This is a genomic window from Archangium violaceum Cb vi76 (assembly GCF_000733295.1).
Taxonomy (GTDB): Bacteria; Myxococcota; Myxococcia; order Myxococcales; family Myxococcaceae; genus Archangium; species Archangium violaceum.
On the sequence record NZ_JPMI01000353.1, the window covers coordinates 1 to 18,664 of the forward strand.

Consider the following 18,664-nt stretch of genomic DNA (forward strand, 5'->3'; position numbering starts at 1 on the left):
CATCATGGGCATCATCATCGGCATGCCGCCCATCATCGGGTTCATGCCCATCATGCCGCCCATCATCGGGTTCATGCCCATCATCGGCATCATGCCGCCCATCATCATGGGGTTCATGCCGCCCATCATGGGCATGGGCATGGGCATCATGCCGCCCATCATGGGGTTCATGCCGCCCATCGTCGGGTTCATGCCCATCATCGGGTTCATGCCCATCATCGGCATCTGATTCATGCCCATCATGGGGTTCATTCCGGACTGCATCGGCATCTGGGAGGCAGGCGTCATGGTTCGTCCTCGGCGGGTGTGACGGGGAGTGCTGCTTCGGGGCCGGAAGGTAGAGAGGGAGGCCCCCCCGGACAACGCGGTATGGGTTTTTCCTCCAGTGAAACGGAGACGCTGCTCCAGGTGGCGGAGGAGGCGTGTCCGGCAGAGAGCAGTGCCCGGCGCGGATGTGCACTCCCGGTCAGCGCCCCCCCGAGAAGGCCATCCCGGAAGTGCGCTAGAACGGGCCCATGAGCGCAGATCCGCGAGAGGAAGGACCAGGCGCCTTCCCACCCACGCGCTGGACTGTCATCCGGTCGGCACGGGCCTCGCCGGAGGCCCGCCGCGCGGCGCTCGAGTCCCTGCTGCGCACCTACTGGCGCCCGCTCTACGTCTTCATGCGCCGCCAGGGGCTGGACGCCGAGCCCGCGCGTGACGCCGTGCAGGATCTGCTCGTGCGGCTGCTGGAGCACGATTTCCTCGAGCGGCTGAGCCCCGAGAAGGGCCGGCTGCGGGGCTACCTGCTGACGGCGGCGCGCAACCACCTGGTGCATCGCCACGAGCGCGAGAGCGCCGCCCGGCGCGGAGGGGGCGTGGCGCCCATGCCGCTGGACTTCGAGCTGGCCGAGCGCATCGCCGCGGAGGACGCACAGGGCCCGGACGAGGCCTTCGAGCGGGAGTGGGCGGCGAGCGTCATGGAGCGGGCGCTGGGGCGGCTGAAGGAGGAGTTCGAGAGTGGGGCGCGCAAGGGCCCCTTCGCGCTGGTGCTCCAGTTCTTCCGTCCCGGCGAGCCGCCGAGCTACCGGGAGGCGGCGGAGGCACATGGCATGTCGCTGCCGCAGCTCAAGACGTTCCTGCACCGGGCGCGGGTGCGTTACCGCGAGCTGGTGCGCGAGGAAGTGGCGGACACGGTGGGAGGGCCGGAGGAGGCGGAGGCCGAGCTCGCCGAGCTGCTGCGGGTGTTGAAGCGATGAGCGCCGAGGCGAGGAGCGTCCGTTGTCCACGCTGCGGCACGCCCGGGGTGGGCGGACGCCTGACGGTGTGTCCGGGCTGCCTGCTGGACGAGGACGTGGAGGATCCAGGGCGGATCGGCTCGCTGGAGCTGGAGGAGGAGATCGGCCGGGGAGGGATGGGCCGGGTCTTCCGGGCACGGCACGTGCGGTTGGATCGGCCGGTGGCGGTGAAGTTCCTCGCGGGGGAGGGGGCCTCCAGCGCCGAGGCGCAGGCCCGCTTCGCCCGGGAGGCGCGGGCGCTGGCGCTGTTGGATCATCCGAACATCGTCCGGGTGCACGACTTCGGCGACGAGGAGGGCGAGCGCTTCCTGGTGATGGAGCTGGTGGAGGGCCGTTCCCTGGCGGAGCTGCTGCCCATGGCGCCGGCGGAGGCGGTGCGGGTGGTGCTCCAGGTGTGCGACGCGCTGGCCTATGCACATGAGCGCGGCGTGGTGCACCGGGACATCAAGCCGGCGAACGTGCTGGTGGCGGACGATGGCCCGGTGAAGGTGACGGACTTCGGGATTGCCCGCATCGTGCGCCAGGAAGGGCCTCGGGACACGCTCACGGCCGCGCACGCCGTGGTGGGCACGCCCGAGTACATGGCGCCCGAGGCGCTCGCCGGGGCCCCGCCGGACCCGCGCATGGACGTGTACGCGGTGGGCGTGCTGTTGCACGAGCTGGTGACGGGCCGGCCACCGGTGGCGGGGGCGCCGGCGCTGACGGGAGCGCTGGGAGCGGTGGTGCGGCGGGCGGTGGCGCTCGAGCCCTCGAGGCGCTACGCGAGCGCGCGGGCACTGGGGCTGGATTTGAGGCGGCTCGCGGATGGAGCGGAGGAGGCGGCGCTGCCTCCGGACGAGGCCATCTGGCTGCGCGCGGTGGCGGTGCTGCAGGCGGTGGCGAGCGCGCTGGTGCTCTGGGCGCTGGTGGTGTCGGTGACGCCGCGGGTGGTGGCGCCGCACGAGTTGGATCCGCTCACGATGCAGCCCGCGGCCCGGCTGGCGGATGGCCGGTGGGTGACGCGGGCCCGGTTCGAGACGGGGCCCATCCTGGGGGCGGTGGCGGGGCTCGCGGTGGCATTGGCGGCGTATGGGCTGCTGCGCAGACACTGGCGCCACGAGGGCCTGGACGCGCCCGCGCCGGAGGTACCGCTGCGCGAGAGCCGGAGCTTCCTGGGAGTGGCGTTGGCCTGCTCGGGGCTGTTCGCCCTGCGGGGGGTGCTGGAGTGGGGCGCGGGTATTTCCATGCCCCCCTTCATGCCGCTGGTGGGGGGGCTGCTGGAGCTGTCGGCGCTCTACCTGCTGTGCGTCTCCATCCTGGAGGCCTGGAGGCGCCAGCGCCCGCTCTCGCGAGAGCCGGTGCTGTGGGTGGGACTGGTGCTGATGCTGACCCCGCCGGTGCTCGAGTTCGGCATGTACCTGTGGCGCTGGCAGCCGTGAGGCGTTCGGTTCAGGGTCGTGGCGGAGGGGCTCGATGACGCGCAACGGAGAGCCGCGAGCGGTCATGATCGGGCTCGTGGTGTTGCTGTTGCAGGGGTGCGCCACCGTGCCGCACCGCGTGTCATCTCCGGGCGAGGTGACGCTCGTTTCCACCCAATGGAGCGCCTCGGCCCCGGAGAACGAGGGGAACGCCGAGGCGCGGCGGGCGGAGGTGGAGTGGGTGCTGGCGCGGATGTGGGACGCGGCCAGCGGCGAGCAGCAGGTGGGCACGGAGTTGGAGCTCACCTTCTGGGTGGAGCGTGGGGCCTTCACGCTGCTGTCCCAGCGCCGGAGCGTGGTGGGAGGAGAGAAGGGGCAGGTAGCGAGGGCGGAGGCCTTCACGCGAGAGCTGAGGGGATTGCTCACCGTGCTCGCCGAGACGCGCACGGGAGCGCTGGCCTTCACGCTGCACCGGGAGCGGAGCCGTTGGAGGGTGGACTACGGGGCGGCCGCTCTGGAGGAGCCTCCAGAGGCGAGGAAACATCCGGCGCGGCGCACGGGGGCCATCGCCGGACCGCTCCTGGCGGTGCAGGCCATGTCGAAGCAGGTGGTGCGCCTGCTCCAGGTGCCCGCGGGCGCTTCGGCGCGCATGACGGTGGAGCTCTCCCTGGAGGATGACCGGCTGACGGGCTGGAAATCGGGGCCCTACCAGGCCGGGTCAGGTGGCGGGGTGCGTCCCGCGGACGGATGGGCAGCGCAGGCTCTCATGCTGGCGGTATTGCCCTTCACACGGGGACTGGGCCCACGCACGGTGAGGGTGGAACTGTCCGGGACGCATGAGGGGGCGAGCACTACCTCGCACTGGCGGGTGGAGCGGGCCGAGACGTTGCGGCCGGCGCCTGGGGACGAGGCGTTGGAGGACGTGCTGCGCGAGTACCGCCAGCTGCACGCGGACATCTTCCACCGCTACCGAGAGGAGATGGTGGACTCGGTGAAGCTGGCGGGGGCCTTCACCCTGGAGCAGGTGGCCCTCTGTGTCATCGGTGGATTGGTGGGGAAGGGCCTGCACCTGGCCTTCGAGGCCATGGCGCCCACGGTGATGCGGGTGGTGACCCGGGGCGGCGCAGCGGGGATGCGCTGGTTTCGCACACAACTCGTCCGGGCGGGGCGCAAGGACCAGGAGTTGTTGCGGCGGCTCTTCGCGAAGGTGGAGACGGAGGGCTTCGACTCCCTCTCCACCGCCGAGCGCAATGAGCTCACCGAGCTCCTGCGGCGCATGGAGCAGTCGCTCACCGTCAAGGTGGACAAGAAGGCAAAGGACGCGCTTCGTGCCAGGGCTAAAGATGATTTCTATGATGTCTTCCACCCTGAGCTGAATAAGCTATTGAGGGACGCTGATGGGCACCGATATGACGTTCATCACCTCGTCCCTCTGGAGTATGCCCACCTCTTTCCCGAGTTGGACATCAACGCCGCCGCCAATCTCAAGGCACTGGGCAAGCCCGCTCACGAGGGTATCAACAAAATGTGGAATGTTTTCCGAATGAAGGTTGGTGGTAGCACGGCCAGTCCCGAACAGGTGAAGAAGATGGTGGCCATCACCGAGCAGCACTTCGGGCGCTGGTTCAATAAGGTATATGAACCGGGCCAGTCAGACACTCTGCTCGAAAAGGCTACGGCGGCGGCACTGAATGATGTTCGTGCCCTGGTCTCAAGGTGAAGAGGAGAGACGTATGATGATAGACGTTCCCATGCCTGGACTTGAGCGGTTGCTGGTGGCCTGCGAGAAATATCCCGTCCAAGCCAGGATTCGAAAGTCCTGGGAAGGTGCGCCAACTGCGGGAACTCTTCTGTTGGGTCGGCCTATGGATCCGATGCTGGCCGCCTTCTATTCACGGCTGGGCGGGCTCCTGCTCGATTCCGGTCTCTATGTCAATGCATGCGATAAGCAGGTGAACGGCGTTCTCATGGCGAACGAGCACATTCAACGGCACTGGCTCGAACCGTTCCGGTCTCTCCTCGTTTTCGGGGGGGAGGAGGCATTATCCTATCGCTATGCCACGGTTCCGAGTCTGGCGGATGCGCAGGGCGTCCAACCGGTCGTCAAGGTCGACCCCTACGAGGACATCTACGCTCTCCCCATTGCCTCCAACGTAGATTGCTTCTTCGACACTTACGCCCGCTACTTGGAGCTCGTTTACGAGACGCTCGGGGTGGGAGAGGAGCGCGGTGCATGGCCCGTCTTTCCCTGGGACGTGCCTGAGTTCATCGCCACCGACCGGACGCTGATGAACATGCTGGTGGAAGGCCGCTTCGACTTCCTGATGTTCCGGGAGGGAGTCGATGCCCAACGGACCCACAAGGAAATCCGGGCGTGGATCGCCCAACTCAGGGCAGTGAGCACGTGATTGGCCGCGGACCAATGCGGATGGTGATAGTGGGGTTGCGGTAATGCTGAGGATGTTCGTGCTCTGGTTTCGAGGTGATGGGGAGAGACGCTGATGAAAGACCTTTCCATGCCCGGACTCGAGCGGCTGATGACGGCCTGCGAGAAGTACCCTGTCCGAGCCAGCACTCGAAAGCACTGGAGCGGTGCTCCGACTGCAGGTGTGCCAGTGCTGGGCCGGCCCCTGGACCCGATGTTGGCCGCCTTCTATTCACGGCTGGGCGGGCTCCATCTCTATCTCGATCTCTTCGTGGAGCCCTGTGATGAACAGGTGAATGGCATCCTCATGGCGAACGAGGACGCCCAGCGCTACTGGCCCGAGCCGTTCCGCTCTCTTCTCATCTTCGGGTGCAAGGAGGCCTCGTCCTATACCTACGCCACGGTCCCGAGTCTGGCGGATGCGCGGGGCTTCCAACCGGTCGTCGAGATCGACCCCTACGAGGACATCTACGCACTTCCCATTGCCTCCAACGTAGACCGCTTCTTCGACACCTACGCCCGCTACCTGGAGCTCGTTTACGAGACGCTCGGGGTGGGTGAGGAACGAGGTGCATGGCCCGCCTTTCCCTGGGAAGTGCCTGAGCTCATCGCCACCGACCGGACGCTGATGAACATGCTGGTGGAAGGCCGCTTCGACTTCCTGATGTTCCGGGAGGGCGTCGATGCCCAACGGACCCACAAGGAAATCCGGGAATGGATCGCCCAACTCCGGGCCGCGGGCACGTGAGTTGTCCTGCAGCTCGCATCGACTTCACGGACTGGAGTGGCTTGTCCACGTGAGACGCTCGTTGCGCCTCACTCATCCGTATCGACAGGGCTTCCTTCCGCCTGCCGCGCCTTTTCCATCTCCTCGATCCTCTTCTTCTCTTCCTCCCAACCCTTCAGGATTGAAATGGGATGAAGCGTGTGGTGAGCGATCTTCCGGTGATGGATGGCGATGTAATGCTCACCAGCGATCTGGACGAATACCCAGATGGGATGCGCTGGTTGGCTCGCCCACCACGCCTCTGCCTCCGCGCGGGTGGCGAATACCGCTGCTGGAGGAGGAACCCCTCTCGACGTGACGGCCTCGATGAATCGCTCCAGGGTGTACTGTCGCTCGAATCCGCGCACGGCCCTGTCACGAAAGTAGAAGACCTCGAGGTAATCGTCCCCCACGAGGACATAGGCACTGCTTGGCGGCTCGGCGAGATTGTTCAGCCACGCCTCTGCTTCTTGACGGGTGTCGAAGCGAGCGATGACAGGCGGCGGATTCCCATAGAACGTCTTGAGATAATCGTAGAACTCGTCCTGCTGGCCGGTTGAACGAATGAAATCAAGTTCGTCGATGACGATTTGAACGAGGTGTTGGTCGCCTGGGGACTGTTGGGAATCGCGAATCCGCGAGAGGATCTCCCGGGCCTGGGTGATGCGCTCGCTGTACTCACCACTCCACGCGGATGCTTCGGCGGGGTGACGATCAGCGGCGGCACGCCCAAGGTAATCCTCGAAGCGATACACCTGACCCGTGCGCCAGATGTAGAAGTTCGCTTCTTGAATCAAGCGATACAGCCCCTCGTCTTCACGTGCCCGTGTCGCTCGCCAAAGCTTTGCAAGCAATATCCCGGCACTCGAGAGCAGTTCGAAGATCGTCACGGCTTCACCGCTAGCATTCGAGACGTGGACATTGGGTTCGACGAAGCCATGGCCAGGAGGGGCAGGAGTGCGAGCCCACTACCTCCAGAGCCCACGAAGACGGCGACGAAAGCAACACCCGCGATGACCACGACAGTCCCAACGAGGATGGTGTTGCGGTTCTCCTTGACCCAGTCGACCGCGGGCGCGATGGCCTCGAATTTCACGGGTTTGGGCTCCACATCGTGCTGGCAGTTCGCGAGTTGCTTCATACAAGCCCCGTCACAATACGCATACTTGCCGGTGCGCCACGGTCCATGGACACGGGCGTCGTATACATACTTGCTGACCTGACGTATCCGCGTGCTCGCGAGACACTCGGGGACGCAGACTTCGTACTCGTGCTGGCACTCCTCGGCGGTGAAGGTGGCGGTAACGACCCGCCCGTAGAACCCGTTGGCGTGGGCTTGGCTTTGGTTCGTGTTCAGCTCGAATTCCGCGACCGGCCGCCAGCTGTGGGTGACCCGTCCGTCCGGTTGTTGGGTGATGAATAGGACGTATCTGGCCAGGTCCTCGGGACCCGTGGGCCCGGTGGCCGAGACGCGCGTCGTACCGCAGGCGATAAGCAGGAGGGCAAGACTCGCCGCAGTGGCTTGATGGGTGACGGATGCCGTTTTCATGTAGGGGGCAATCCCGCAGTGGGGCTGAGATGAATTCGGAGTGGATCGCACACTTCCGGGCAGCGGACACGTAGAAAAAAGCCGCCCCGCAACCGCGAAGATTCCTTCCGGTACTCCCTGATGGAAGGGGAGGGCGGCGCCAACCTGGAAGGGGCACTGGAGCCCCGGGCGGCCGCGCTCCCCGAGGGAGACGTGTCATGGAGCCGACCTCGCTGGCGACCCCCGTATCTGAGTCCAGCCACTTCATGGTGGTGGCGTACCTGCTCTACCTCCTGGTGAGCATCGGTCTGACGGTGTGGGTGGCGAAGACACTGCAACGCAACGGAGCGCACTTCCTGCATGACGCCTTCCTGGGCAAGGAGCGTCTGGCGGAGTCGGTGAACCACCTGCTGGTGGTGGGCTTCTACCTGATGAACATCGGCTACGTGGCCCTGTCGCTCAAGGAGCACCGGACCATCTGGACGGTGCAGGAAATCATCGAGCTGGTCTGCACCAAGGTCGGCTGGGTGATGGTGGTGCTCGGCGCCATGCACTTCTTCAATCTGTATGTCTTCAACCGCATCCGCCGCTCGAGCCAGGTGCGTCATCAGCCGCCGCCCGTGCTGCCGCGGGAGTACACCCGCGTGTCGCCGTCGCAGCAGTCCCCCGTGGCCGAGGGCGTGTGAGCAAAGCCATGCGTGCCCTCAGCGTGCTGTACGACGAGACGTGTGGCTTCTGCGTGAGCTGTGCCCGGTGGCTGGGAGCGCAGCGCACGCTGGTGGAGCTCGAGTGTCTCCCGGCGGGAAGTCAGGCGGCGGCGAAGCGCTTTCCCGAGCTGCGCCGCTCGGCCACAAAGGAAGAACTGGTGGTGGTGGACGACGAGGGAGGCGTCTACCGGGACACCCACGCATGGTTGATGGTGCTGTGGGCGCTGGAGGAATACCGGGCCTGGGCGCAGCGCCTGTCCCGGCCCGCGTTGATGCCGCTCGCGCGCAACGCCTTCGAGCTGCTCTCCAGCAACCGCCGCAAGCTGTCCGGCTGGCTGCACCTGGAGGACGAGGCGGTGCGGCAACACCTGGAGCGCGAGGCCGGGCCTCCCGGTGCCCCGAAGTGCGCCCCGGGCGACGCGGCCTGCCGCCTGCCGCGCAGGGGGCGATGTGAAGGGTGTGGCCGTCCCATGGCGGAGGGACGTACCGCCTGCCCCCACTGCCTGGCGGACGTGGTGGGCGGGCTGGAGCCGGGCTGAACGTCAGCCGGAGAGCCGGGAGAGGTCCGCGGCCGTGTCCACGTCCTCACTCCCTCCCGGCAGGGGAACCTCCACCACGCGCGAGGGCTCCCGGAAGAGCACCTTGCGTGCTCCCTGGTCGGCCTCGAGTGCCTCCAGCTCGGGACGCAGCGCGCGGGAGAACAGGGCGGGCACACCCCGTGCTCCGTCGTAACCCGAGGCCACGATGGGCGAGCGCGTCCGCTCGAAGGTGTCCACCAGCGCCCTCAAGTGCGCGGAGTCGACCCGGAGCTGATCGCACAGCAGCACCAGCACCGCCTCCACCTCGGGCAGGGCCCTCACGCCCACCCGCAGGGAGCGGCCCATGCCCTCCCGCCACTCCGGGTTGTCCACCGCTCGCACCGGCAGGCCCGCGAGCTCCCCGGCCACGGCCTCGCCATGCGCGCCCACCACCACCACCACTGGCTCACAGCCAGCGGCCACGGCGGTCTCGGCCGCGCGCCGCACCAGCGTCCGTCCCTCGTGCACGAGCAGCTGCTTGGGGCGCCCCAGCCGCGAGGAACCTCCCGCGGCCAGCACCACCGCGCCCACCTTCACGCGAGTCTCCGCGCCGCCGGTGACGGGGCCTCCGCGTGGATGGGGGCCTGACGCTCACGGAGCTTGCCGCCCTCGCGCCGCGCCAGCACGGCCCTCAGCTCGGCCACGATGGAGAGCGCGACCTCCTCGGCGCCCTCGGCCCCCAGGTCCAATCCGATGGGCGCGTGCAGCTTCTCCAACTGCGCGGGAGTCGGGGCGGGGGACAGCTCTCCCAGCACCCGATCCGTGCGCGAGCGCGGCCCCAGCACGCCCAGGTACCGCAAGGGCTGCGGCACCAGCCGGGCGAGCAGCTCGCGATCCTGCGGCAGGCTGTGCGTCATCACCACCGCGAGCGTGCGCGGGGAGAGCGGCACCGTGTCGAGGATGTCCCTGGCCTTCGTCGCCACCACGGCATGGGCCCGGGGAAAGCGCTGCCGCAGCAGCTCCGCGGGCTTGTCCGCCACCACCGTGACGTGCCAGCCGAGGCTCGCGGCCTGCGTCACCACTGGCGCCACGTCGAAGCCGCCGCCGAACAGCACGACCGGGGGGGGCGGCTCCACCACCTCCACCAGCACGTCCGCGCCGCCGCACGGGCCACTCCAGGTGCGCCCCGTCTCGAGCGCCTCTCCGGCCGCGGTGCGCACCGCCTCCCGCAGCGGCCCGGACAGGTTGCTGGCCTCCTCGCCGTCCTCGCGCAGCAGCAGCCGCGCGCCCACCTCGCCACCCCGGTACACCGTGGCGAGCACCACGCGCTGGGCTCGCTTCCGGGCCTCCTCGGCGAAGGCGAGTGCATCCACCGGCCCGGGCTCGCAGCGCTCCAGCAGGATGTCCACCACGCCGTTGCACCCGAGCGCGAACGTCAGGCCGTCCTCGTCCTCGGGGCTGTCCACGGTGGAGTCGTAGCGCACCACATGCGGGCCGCCCGACGTCCAGAAGAAGGCCTTGCGGACCACGTCCCGCTCGAGGCACCCGCCGCTCACGCCACCGGCGAGCCGGCCCTCCTCGGCCATCAGCATGCGCGCACCGGGCCTCCGGTACGCCGAGCCAGACACGGCCACCACGGTTGCCAGCACGAGCGGCCCTCGCGCGCGGGCCCGGGCACGCAGGATCTCCTCCAGCTCCTTCACGGTGTGTCTTCTCCCACCGCTCCCGAAGCCGCGGGAGCGAAGGCCGGCACTCTACCACCCGGGCTCTCGACGCGGAGCAGCATCTCCGGCGGAAAGCAGCCTGGCGGACGAGGCCTGGGCTCCTGCGCGGGGCGGGGAGCCTGGAGGGGCCCCCCGCTTCCCGCTGGAGGCCCCGGCGCCTCACACCGCGCCCGGGACCTCCCTCACGTCACTACCGGACCTGGATGGCGTCCGCGACGACCACGTAGCCCTCGGCGGCCCAGCGGCTGAGCTGCACCTTGTTCCAGCCGGCCTGGAAGCTCCACGTGCCGAGCGTGTTCCACGCGCCACCGCCCGTCTGCTGGTTCTTGTACACCGTGGCCAGGGTGGTGCCGCTGGTGTTCTTGATGATGTAGGGCGCGGCCGCCGAGCGGTTGGTGCCCGACGTCCACCGCGCGTCGATCGTCTTGGTGGCCGCCGACGGCAGGTAGAACCAGAACGTCGCCGGCTCGGAGACCGCCGCCGTCGAGGCGTACAGGTAGTTGGAGCCGTAGTAGCCCGCCGTGCCCGACGTGGCCGACCAGCTCCCCGTCAGCTCGATGTAGCCCTTGCTGGTGTCGTTGGCGGAGTTGTTGTTGTCGATGATCAGGCCCGTCGGCGGGGGCGTGGTGCCGCCGTCACCGCAGTGCGACCTCACCTTGCTGATGTACGTGGACCACGGCCAGTTGGGGCCCGGGTCCGTGCGGTTGGCGGGCTGCAGCCGGCCGTGCGCCACGATGTGGTAGCTGTCGCGCACGATGCCCTGGCTCTTGGTGATGTCGCACGTCAGCTTCGCCGAGGCGTCGATCTGCCCCGCCGGGAAGGACGACTGGCTGGCGTAGCCGCCGTGCTCGATGCCCACCGAGAAGTTGTTCGTCGACGAGCCGTTGAGGCCGCACATCACGTTGCCGTTGAGGCTGCAGCTGTAGCTGGCCGCCACGTGCCAGGCGCGGCTGGACTCGCGCACCAGCTGGGTGATCTCCGAGCCGCTCTCGTTCACCACGTAGTGCGCGCTGGCACCGGCCGACGAGTTGCTCAGCCAGCTCCAGCAGCCGGAGTAGCCACCCTCGCAGGTGTGGATGACGACCATGGAGATGTCCGTGCCCGACGGACGCGCGTTGTAGTTGGGCGAGGCACGCCAGATGGCGGGACCGTAGTCCGTGCTCATCGAGCGCACCACGTCGGACGAGGGGAACTTCGCCTGCGCCTTGCTGGGCATCAGCGACACGGCCAGCTCACCCGTGGGCGTCTGGGCCACCGCGCCCTTGCGCATCACGTCATACACGCCCTGGTGGATGTACTGGGCCTGCGCCTCGGTGTTCTCGATGCCGCTGAGCTTCGCGGCGGCCGGGGCCCACGCGCCCATGTCCGCACGGTCCACCTTCAGCTCGTCCGCGTACGCGGAGAGCAGCGCCGCGGCGGCCCGGATGTTGGCCTCGGGCTGGGTGCGCACCGCCTCCTCGGACACGCCAGCCAGGCGCGCGCCCTCGGAGAGCTTCTCGCCGCGCAGCGCCATCAGGCCGTGCGCCGCGGGCATGCCCTCGAACTCCACCTCGCCCTGCACCATCTCCCACCGGGTCTCGGTGTAGGAGATGGCCTTGAGCAGGTCCGCCGGAACGCCGTAGTCCGCGCCCGCCTTCGCGAAGGCCGCGTCCAGCTCGTACGGGGTCCGATCGGCCTCGGGACGAACGTCCTCGGCCACCGCGGGGGTCTGGGTGGTGGGCTCCTGCTCCTGGGGACCGCAGGCCGCCAGGGCGAGCGCGGCGGCCAGGGTGGCCAACGGCTTGGAAAGGGTCTTCATGCACACTCCTTGGGGGGGAACGACGAGGCACCACGGGTGGCAGAATGCATATTCTTGGCCCTCATAGGAAGACCCTTTTTTCATGAAAACTGAGATTTCGAGACCTGTCGGTGACTACTCGAAGAAGGACAGCTCGCTGAGCTGCGCGATGTAGAAGGGGTTTTCCGCGTTGATGGGGGTGCCAGCGGCGCGCAGGCGCACGTGGCTCAGGGCGGTGGGGTGGCTCAGCGTGGCCTCGTAGAACGGTTGCACGATGCTCTCGCTCGCGAGCAGGTTGGCCAGCGCGACCCAGGTGGAGCCATCGGTGCTTCCCTCGAGGACGAGCTCCTTCGTCGACGCTCCGAAGGACATGTCGAGCTTGCGCACCACGGCCTTGCGCAGCACCTTGGGCTGCGGCAACTGGATGGCCACCTCGAGGGTGCCCGGCTTGAAGTTCACCACCGAGCTGAGGTTGCCATCCGTCATCGGGCAGGTGGCGGGAGCCTCGGGGTAGGTGCAGCTCGCGCCGCGGCTGAGCGGGACGCGAGCGCGCTTGGGCAGGGCCACGTCGTCTCCCTCGTTGTAGAGGCTGAACTTCGTCTTGTTGAGCTCGGCCTCGCGCAAGATGGAGACCCTGGCCTTCAGGTTCGCGGCGTCCTCGAGCAGGTCGTCGTTGAGCGGCACCGGAGCGCTCACCTTCCGGCTCACCCAGATGGAGCCGGAGGAATCGGTCACCGTGAGGGTATGCGTGCCGCTGTTGCCCGCCTGAGAGGCGGTGAGGCCCTCATAGGACACGCTCACGCCATCGGCACCGGCGGCCGCCGAGGGCTTGCCGGTCCACTGCTGCAGGAGGGGGAGCTGCACCGCCTCCGTCTGGATGATGAAGCTGGCGTACCCGTGGTTTCCCCCCGTCCCGGTCCGCGGTATCCGCAGCTCGAAGCAGCGCGCCAGACCGCCGGCCTGGGTGTCCGCGCCCAGCAGCTCCTCACTGAAGGTGCCATCGCTCTTCGTCTTCATCGACTTCCAGTCCAGGCCGCCGAAGAGACTGAAGAGACAGCTCGAGTTCCCGCTGCGATTCATCTTCAGGAGCGTGTCCGCCAGGGGCTGGCCGTCCTCCGTGATCACCTTGCCGCTGAGCTGGATCTCCAGCTCGGGGTCCACCTGGCTATTGGTGCAGCCGGAAACCGCCACCAACGCCGCGCACGACACCTTCATCCACCGATTCATCGACATGTCACTCCCCCAGCTCCGGCAAAGGGCCGGAGCGCTCTGGGCGGATGTTGTCAGAAGATGAACGGGATGGATCTTTGGGGGAGTGGAGTCCGGTCCCTTGGAAAACGAGCACTCACGCTGGACGGTGTGCCGCCCGCCAATCGAGCTCCACGAGCCAGGTGGCGGTGATTGCATGCCGCTCATTTCTCCCGCATCGTCCCCCCACCATGGCCGTGTCCCCTCGTGCCACGGTAGCCGAGCGCTCGTGGGAGTCCCTGCGCTCGGGTACCTCGGACTTCCTCTCCGTGCTCGATGCGCACCTGGGCGTGCGCATCCCCGGTTTCCTTCCGCCCGCCGAGTGCGCCGCGCTCGCACGCCGTGTGTACGCGGGCCGTCCCTTCTGGATCTCCGACTTCGACGGCGTGCAGTTCTCCCTGGGGCGCGCCTGGTACACGCACCTCGAGCAGGATCGCGAGGACGAGTACTTCACCAACGCCCGCACCTCGGACGCGGTGGTGGAGCGGATGCTGCCGGGCCTTCAGGGCCAGCTATGCGAGGCCATTTCGGCGCTGGTGGGGGCGCCCGCCGTCAAGCGCGAGGGGTGGTGCGGCCCCGGCGTCCACATCTTCCCGGCCGGCGAGTGGCTGTCCCACAACGGGGGAGACGTCCACTACGACAACGAGGGTCTCTCCGACGAGCAGTGTGCCCGCCGCTCGCGGGCCCTGACGCTCGTGCTCATGCTCCAGCCACCGGAGTCGGGTGGGGCGCTGCGCCTGTGGGACGTCACCTTCGCGGGCACCGACGACGTCTCCGAGCGAGAGCTCCAGTCACCGCGCGCCGATGTGGACTACCGGGTGGGGGAGCTGCTCGTGCTCGACAGCTACCGGCTGCATCAGATCCAACCCTTCGCCGGCACGCGAGACCGCATCTCGGCCACGGCGCATGCGGCACTGGATGAATCGGGCTCGCGCTGGGAGGTCTGGTTCTAGGCCCGCGCGCCGTCAGGTGAGCTGGCGCAGGTAGTGGAAGTTCTGGCCCGACAGGTCGCTCTTCGTGAGACCGCAGGCGGGGTCATCTCCTGGCAGCAGGTACACGACGTCGGACTTCACGTGCAGGAAGTTGAGCAGCCGGGGCCCCTTGAGCAGATGGTTGAAGGTGTCCTTCTTCCAGAGCTTTGCCTCGGTGATGTCGCAGTGACTGCCGAGCCGCTGGTCGCTCGTGCTGCCGTTCTGCAGCAGCAGCGCCAGGGTGCACGCGAGGTAGCGCGGCGTCCCATCCTCGGGGGCGGGCTCGCTTCGGGCCTCCTTGCCCTGAAGCCCGTCCACCCAGTCCTGGAAGTCCTTCGGCGCGCGATTCGCGTCGTCCCAGTAGTCCCACACGCCCATCTCGAAGCGGTCGGACTGCCGGCGCAGCGTGGAGCAGACGCGGCCGTAGAAGTCGTGCATCCGCGCGTAGTTGCTCCGCTCGGGGGCGGAGCGGATGATCTTGTGCAGCTCCTGGTACGTGGAGTCGTCCGGACCCTGGAGCTCCAGCACCACCTGCATGGAGAAGACGGAGTAGTTCATGTGCCGCTCCTGTCACCCGCCCGAGGAGGAGTAGCTCGAGGAGCGGCTCCACGAGCTGCGTGAGGAGAACGCCGGGCCGAGGATGGCGCGGCTGTTGCTCGAGGTCCGCATGGCCACCTTGCCGAAGCCAGAGGGGAAGGGACGGAAGGCACCGGTCGCTCCCCGGGGAATGGCGGAGAACATCGTGGTCCGCCGCTGCGGCTCGTAGGCGTACCCCTTCGAGACATTCGGGGGCACCTGGGGCACGTTCTTCGCCGAGAGGATTCCGGAGGAGGGGAGCCCATGCACCAGGCCAGTGCTCGTGTGGGTGCGGCCCCAGGGGTAGATGAACCAGAAGGAGTCGTGCGCCATCCGCGAGCCACCGTAGTACCAGTGGGAAGGCCTCGATGGGGTGCTCGCGGTGGCCATCGCGGACGTGCCCGCGTCCGCCGGAGTGCCACCGTCGGGAGAGCCCGTCATGCCCGGGCCCGTGGCCACGGCCGCCGTCGCGGGCTCGGGCTGGAAGTCCTTGGCCGCCACCAGCTTCACGTCCAGGCCCGAGGTGCGCCAGGCCACGAAGTCCTCGTTGAGATCGTCCAGCTCCTGCGTCTGCCCCTTCCCGCCAGGGGCGACGTACATCACGTGCTGGATGCCCAGCTTGCGCAGCTGCTCGGCGGAGGGCATCCGCGCCATGTAGCGGTTGTCGAACTCCCGCTCCTGGTCGTTGTAGGGCGCCAGCCGCTGACGATCGAGCACGAACACCGGAGGCGCGGGGAGCGTGCGCCTGCTCGCGAGCTCCCGGAGCGTGGGCTGGTAGTACGTCGCCGCGGCCAGCGTGAGGTGCGCGGGGACCACGCCGACCGGGTGCGGCCAGTTGTCGAAGGTGAAGACGGGCTCGAAGCGCTCGGCCAGGGCCGTGGCGAAGGCGATGGCCTCGGGGCCGGGCAGGTCCACCAGCACGGCCGTGGCGCGCGCCGCCTCCGGTTGCTCCGCGAAGAGCGAGGCCAGCGCCTGGCCCTGCTTGAACGCCGTGTCCATCTCGGGCGTGAAGATGGGGCGCAGCGCGAGGGCCAGGGAGCCGGCGGAGCTGGAGGTCACCGACTGGAAGAGCGTGGCCTGGGAGAAGGGCTTGAGCGCGTCCTGCTTCGGCGTCAGCTCGGTGGCGAGTGCGTTGAGTTCCTGGGGCTTGAGGGGAACCTTGGTCTGGCCCGTGAAGGTGAGGCTGTCGCCCGTGGCGCCGAAGTTCCACCCGCGCTCGCGCTGCATCTGCAGGGCGTCGTGGAGCTCCAGGTACTCGTCCTCGCCCGAGGTGGAGGCCAGCGCGAAGCCTCCCACGGCCACCGCGCCGCCGAACACCGCGAGCGCCTGGAGGGCCTTGCGCCGGGAGACGGGGTCGCTCATCGCCGAGAGGCCCTCGTTCCACCACTGCGCGCCGATGAGGCCCGGTTGCCGGGTCATCACCTTGCGGCGGAAGGGGTTCTGGTCGTTCTCGCTGCTCATCGTCTCGTCATCCTTCCCTTCACGGAGTGACCAGCACCGGAGTGCTCAGCGCGCGCGTGTCGGTGGCGCCCTGCTGCACGCGGGTGTAGAGGCCGGCCGCCTCGCCCGCGATCACATAGACGCCGTGGTTGATCGTCTCTCCGCCCGCGGTCTCCTCGGCGGCGAAGTAACGCTGGGCCACCCAGCGGCCGGGCACCGCGTGCACCAGCGCCGCGTTCCACTCCTCTTTCGGCGTGAAGCGGCCCACCAGCACCTCGTCTCCCTCGGCGCCGTAGTCGGACTTGAGCACCCACGCCTCCCGATCCTTCGCCAGCTCCTCGATGGGCAACGTCTCCATCCGCACCGTGTAGGGGATGTGGGCGCGGATGGTGGCCCGCGCGCGCGGGGAGAAGCAGTCGTGCCGCTCCCACATGAAGGCCAGGGTCCGCTTGTTCTGCGTGAGCACGGCGCCGAAGGGATTCACCACCACGCACCGGCCCTCCAGGCACGCCTGGAGCACCACGGAGAGCGGGCCGGCCAGCGGCACCATGTCCTCGAAGGGCTCCTCGTCGTCCCAGACGGGGAGGCGCTCGCCCCACCAGTCCGTCTTGTAGTGGCGCAGCAGCACGTCACACGGCTCGCCGAAGAGGCGCACCCGCCCGTCCGGGCCCGGGGTGAGGTTGAAGGGCGAGCCCAGGTGCACCTTCCACCCGCGCGCCTCGAACCACTGGCGGTAGAGCCGCACCAGCCCCAGGTCCTCGGGCATCTCCGTGGGGTAGAGGATGCCCACCGTGAGCTGCTCGGGCATGGGCACCAGCAGCCGGGCCGCCAGCGACTCCACCATGGAGCACATGCGCTCGCCCAACTGTGTGTTGGGGTCCACCGTGCCAGGCCACGCGGGCCGCACCAGCGGGTTGAGCAGCACGGCCTCGACCTCGCCGGTGGGCGTGTCGCTGTTGAGCTCGCACACCGCGAGCTGCCCGTCCTTCGTGAGGAACACGTCCGCGCGGGCGAAGCCGTGCCAGAAGGGCTGCGAGGCCTGCCACATGAGCTTCTGGCCGGGCGTGAGGCCGAAGAAGTCGTCCAGCAGCTCCGGCGAGGCGGCGCACGCCAGCACCAGCTCGTGGTAGGCGGCGGCCACGTTCTCGGCGGCCCGGAAGAGCGCGGCGTGACGCTCGCGGGAAATGAGCAGGGGCTCGGCGCGGAAGCGGGGCGCGCCCTCCAACCACGGGTCCGTGACGAGGCCCGTGCGCACCAGGTGCTCGGCGAGCGCCTCGTAGGTGAGGGGCGGCGTGCTCATGCCAGCCGGGTCACCAGGAAGGCGGCGGCGAGGTACGAGACGGCCTCGAGCACGCCCATGCCCAGGTTGCGCTCGGCGGCGATGCCTTGATCCAACCGGCCGCCGCGCAGGGTGAAGCGCGCGCCCAGCAGCAGCGTCTGCACGAAGAGCTGGCGCACCGGGTAGAGCGCCAGGGCGAACACGAGCGCCAGCGCGTAGCCGCGCAGCGAGGCGGCCCAGCCCTCGAAGGTGCCCTCCACCGCGTGGCCGATGATGAGGGAGAGCGCCACGGTGATGCCCGCGTAGCTGAGGGCCGCGGCGAGGTTCTCCCCGAGGATCTCCTCGGCGTCGTCGTAGGCGGTGAGGGTGCGGAAGAGCATCACGAACAGGTGCAGGGTGAGCTGGGCGATGACGACGAAGACGAGCACCACGCCCAGCGTGCTCAGGTCCGTGCCGGACACGGAGCGGGACAGGAGGATGCCCGTGGCGAGGTAGTGCGAGCCGGCGGCCAGTCCGGCGGCGATGTTGCCGCGCTCGACTTCCGCCGCCAGCCGCGCGCGCAGCAGCACCCGCACGCCCAGGTGTCCGAAGACCTCCAGCAGCACCAGCGCCGCCAGTCCATAAGCGGACACCCACAGCACGTCATGGCTCAGGCTCTCGCCCTGCACGCACCCGGCGACCACCGAGCCGGAGATGAGGAAGAGGCCGAGCACCTGGCCCACCTGGACGAGCGCATGGGCCATGTGGCCCTCTTCCATGTCCGAGCGGACGGTGTGTGCGGGAGACAACAGCCGCTGTCCGGCGCGCAGGAGGAGCAGGAGCACGACGGTGGTGATCGCGCCAAAGGCGGGCAGGTAGAGGGGGCGGAGCTCCATGGGGACCGCGATGCTACACCGGACACCCCGGTAAGCGCCTGGAATCACTCGGCGCGCCTGTCCTGTCTCGCTGGAGTCGCCGGGCTCATGACGCACCTGCTGTCGGCTACCTTCCACCCGCGGGGAACAAGCGAGGGAGCGGCTTGCCGCGCTGCG

General features: G+C 68.5%; 19 protein-coding genes. 8 read left to right on the top strand and 11 right to left on the bottom strand.

Annotation, left to right across the window (positions count from 1 at the left end; all coding sequences use genetic code 11):
- Positions 1-288 (bottom strand): hypothetical protein (locus Q664_RS55785; RefSeq protein ID WP_200883858.1); only part of this gene is annotated, 288 nt, incomplete at its 3' end.
- Between the two features lie 227 nt (positions 289-515).
- On the opposite strand from Q664_RS55785, the gene Q664_RS45100 reads away from it, so the two are divergent.
- The 5 genes from Q664_RS45100 to Q664_RS45120 all read left to right on the top strand — a co-directional run bounded on the left by Q664_RS45100 (position 516) and on the right by Q664_RS45120 (position 5,847).
- Positions 516-1,238, top strand: a complete 723-nt coding sequence (locus Q664_RS45100) for an RNA polymerase sigma factor (RefSeq protein ID WP_043411564.1) — start codon at positions 516-518, stop codon at positions 1,236-1,238.
- Entirely contained in the window at positions 1,235-2,695 is a 1,461-nt protein-coding gene (locus Q664_RS53595; RefSeq protein ID WP_152622717.1) for a serine/threonine-protein kinase, read from the top strand. The genes Q664_RS45100 and Q664_RS53595 overlap by 4 nt, the downstream gene beginning before the upstream one ends.
- A 34-nt stretch (positions 2,696-2,729) precedes the next feature.
- Positions 2,730-4,394, top strand: coding sequence for a hypothetical protein (locus Q664_RS45110; protein WP_043411566.1), 1,665 nt, complete (start codon positions 2,730-2,732; stop codon positions 4,392-4,394).
- A 13-nt stretch (positions 4,395-4,407) separates the two neighbouring features.
- Positions 4,408-5,082: a hypothetical protein gene (locus Q664_RS45115; protein WP_152622718.1), complete on the top strand. Its 675-nt coding sequence runs from the start codon at positions 4,408-4,410 to the stop codon at positions 5,080-5,082.
- A 93-nt stretch (positions 5,083-5,175) separates the two neighbouring features.
- Complete coding sequence (locus tag Q664_RS45120; protein WP_152622719.1) at positions 5,176-5,847, top strand: hypothetical protein; 672 nt, start codon at positions 5,176-5,178, stop codon at positions 5,845-5,847.
- Positions 5,848-5,915: 68 nt separating this feature from the next.
- Here Q664_RS45120 and Q664_RS53600 read toward each other — a convergent pair whose 3' ends face one another.
- On the bottom strand, positions 5,916-6,755 hold the full coding sequence (locus Q664_RS53600) for a hypothetical protein (protein WP_052519491.1): 840 nt from the start codon (positions 6,753-6,755) through the stop codon (positions 5,916-5,918).
- Positions 6,752-7,414 carry a hypothetical protein gene (locus Q664_RS61815; RefSeq protein WP_043411574.1) on the bottom strand — a complete coding sequence of 221 codons (663 nt, stop codon included), beginning with the start codon at positions 7,412-7,414 and terminating at the stop codon, positions 6,752-6,754. The genes Q664_RS53600 and Q664_RS61815 overlap by 4 nt, the downstream gene beginning before the upstream one ends.
- 197 nt (positions 7,415-7,611) lie before the next feature.
- On the opposite strand from Q664_RS61815, the gene Q664_RS45135 reads away from it, so the two are divergent.
- Both Q664_RS45135 and Q664_RS45140 read left to right on the top strand, forming a co-directional pair.
- Positions 7,612-8,079: a hypothetical protein gene (locus Q664_RS45135; protein ID WP_084610897.1), complete on the top strand. Its 468-nt coding sequence runs from the start codon at positions 7,612-7,614 to the stop codon at positions 8,077-8,079.
- An 8-nt stretch (positions 8,080-8,087) separates the two neighbouring features.
- Positions 8,088-8,639 carry a thiol-disulfide oxidoreductase DCC family protein gene (locus Q664_RS45140; protein ID WP_052519492.1) on the top strand — a complete coding sequence of 184 codons (552 nt, stop codon included), beginning with the start codon at positions 8,088-8,090 and terminating at the stop codon, positions 8,637-8,639.
- A gap of 3 nt (positions 8,640-8,642) precedes the next feature.
- Here Q664_RS45140 and Q664_RS45145 read toward each other — a convergent pair whose 3' ends face one another.
- The 4 genes from Q664_RS45145 to Q664_RS45160 form a co-directional block, all read right to left on the bottom strand.
- Positions 8,643-9,215 (bottom strand): nucleotidyltransferase family protein, encoded by a 573-nt coding sequence (locus Q664_RS45145; RefSeq protein WP_043411577.1) that lies wholly within the window; start codon positions 9,213-9,215, stop codon positions 8,643-8,645.
- Entirely contained in the window at positions 9,212-10,321 is a 1,110-nt protein-coding gene (locus tag Q664_RS45150; RefSeq protein ID WP_043411579.1) for an XdhC family protein, read from the bottom strand. The genes Q664_RS45145 and Q664_RS45150 overlap by 4 nt, the downstream gene beginning before the upstream one ends.
- Positions 10,322-10,532: 211 nt before the next feature.
- Positions 10,533-12,140 carry a golvesin C-terminal-like domain-containing protein gene (locus Q664_RS45155; protein WP_043411582.1) on the bottom strand — a complete coding sequence of 536 codons (1,608 nt, stop codon included), beginning with the start codon at positions 12,138-12,140 and terminating at the stop codon, positions 10,533-10,535.
- A 114-nt stretch (positions 12,141-12,254) separates the two neighbouring features.
- Positions 12,255-13,352, bottom strand: a complete 1,098-nt coding sequence (locus tag Q664_RS45160) for a hypothetical protein (protein WP_152622720.1) — start codon at positions 13,350-13,352, stop codon at positions 12,255-12,257.
- A 206-nt stretch (positions 13,353-13,558) separates the two neighbouring features.
- Between Q664_RS45160 and Q664_RS45165 the strand changes: the two genes are divergently transcribed.
- Positions 13,559-14,320 (top strand): 2OG-Fe(II) oxygenase, encoded by a 762-nt coding sequence (locus Q664_RS45165; RefSeq protein ID WP_200883859.1) that lies wholly within the window; start codon positions 13,559-13,561, stop codon positions 14,318-14,320.
- 12 nt (positions 14,321-14,332) lie between these two features.
- On the opposite strand, the gene Q664_RS45170 is transcribed toward Q664_RS45165, so the two are convergent.
- Genes Q664_RS45170 through Q664_RS45185 form a run of 4 tightly spaced genes read right to left on the bottom strand, consistent with a single transcriptional unit; the run spans position 14,333 to position 18,508 of the window.
- A complete protein-coding gene (locus Q664_RS45170) occupies positions 14,333-14,896 on the bottom strand; it encodes a hypothetical protein (RefSeq protein ID WP_043411585.1) in 564 nt (187 codons plus the stop codon).
- A gap of 12 nt (positions 14,897-14,908) precedes the next feature.
- The gene (locus tag Q664_RS45175) at positions 14,909-16,375 is read right to left on the bottom strand and encodes a hypothetical protein (RefSeq protein WP_043411589.1); all 1,467 of its coding nucleotides are present in this window, start codon (positions 16,373-16,375) and stop codon (positions 14,909-14,911) included.
- A 19-nt stretch (positions 16,376-16,394) separates the two neighbouring features.
- A complete protein-coding gene (locus Q664_RS45180; protein WP_043411593.1) occupies positions 16,395-17,654 on the bottom strand; it encodes a glutathionylspermidine synthase family protein in 1,260 nt (419 codons plus the stop codon).
- Positions 17,651-18,508 (bottom strand): DUF350 domain-containing protein, encoded by an 858-nt coding sequence (locus tag Q664_RS45185; RefSeq protein WP_043411595.1) that lies wholly within the window; start codon positions 18,506-18,508, stop codon positions 17,651-17,653. Before Q664_RS45185 ends, Q664_RS45180 begins: the two co-directional genes overlap by 4 nt.
- Positions 18,509-18,664 lie beyond the last annotated feature (156 nt).

Excerpts from the sequence above, each read along its gene's own strand:
- Q664_RS45160 (WP_152622720.1), bottom strand. The coding sequence starts at position 13,352 with ATGTCGATGAATCGGTGGATGAAGGTGTCGTGCGCGGCGTTGGTGGCG.
- Q664_RS45135 (WP_084610897.1), top strand. The coding sequence starts at position 7,612 with ATGGAGCCGACCTCGCTGGCGACCCCCGTATCTGAGTCCAGCCACTTC.
- Q664_RS45155 (WP_043411582.1), bottom strand. The coding sequence starts at position 12,140 with ATGAAGACCCTTTCCAAGCCGTTGGCCACCCTGGCCGCCGCGCTCGCC.
- Q664_RS45175 (WP_043411589.1), bottom strand. The coding sequence starts at position 16,375 with ATGAGCAGCGAGAACGACCAGAACCCCTTCCGCCGCAAGGTGATGACC.
- Q664_RS45120 (WP_152622719.1), top strand. The coding sequence starts at position 5,176 with ATGAAAGACCTTTCCATGCCCGGACTCGAGCGGCTGATGACGGCCTGC.
- Q664_RS45165 (WP_200883859.1), top strand. The coding sequence starts at position 13,559 with ATGGCCGTGTCCCCTCGTGCCACGGTAGCCGAGCGCTCGTGGGAGTCC.
- Q664_RS45110 (WP_043411566.1), top strand. The coding sequence starts at position 2,730 with ATGACGCGCAACGGAGAGCCGCGAGCGGTCATGATCGGGCTCGTGGTG.
- Q664_RS45180 (WP_043411593.1), bottom strand. The coding sequence starts at position 17,654 with ATGAGCACGCCGCCCCTCACCTACGAGGCGCTCGCCGAGCACCTGGTG.
- Q664_RS45170 (WP_043411585.1), bottom strand. The coding sequence starts at position 14,896 with ATGAACTACTCCGTCTTCTCCATGCAGGTGGTGCTGGAGCTCCAGGGT.
- Q664_RS61815 (WP_043411574.1), bottom strand. The coding sequence starts at position 7,414 with ATGAAAACGGCATCCGTCACCCATCAAGCCACTGCGGCGAGTCTTGCC.
- Q664_RS45115 (WP_152622718.1), top strand. The coding sequence starts at position 4,408 with ATGATGATAGACGTTCCCATGCCTGGACTTGAGCGGTTGCTGGTGGCC.
- Q664_RS45140 (WP_052519492.1), top strand. The coding sequence starts at position 8,088 with ATGCGTGCCCTCAGCGTGCTGTACGACGAGACGTGTGGCTTCTGCGTG.
- Q664_RS53595 (WP_152622717.1), top strand. The coding sequence starts at position 1,235 with ATGAGCGCCGAGGCGAGGAGCGTCCGTTGTCCACGCTGCGGCACGCCC.
- Q664_RS45100 (WP_043411564.1), top strand. The coding sequence starts at position 516 with ATGAGCGCAGATCCGCGAGAGGAAGGACCAGGCGCCTTCCCACCCACG.
- Q664_RS45185 (WP_043411595.1), bottom strand. The coding sequence starts at position 18,508 with ATGGAGCTCCGCCCCCTCTACCTGCCCGCCTTTGGCGCGATCACCACC.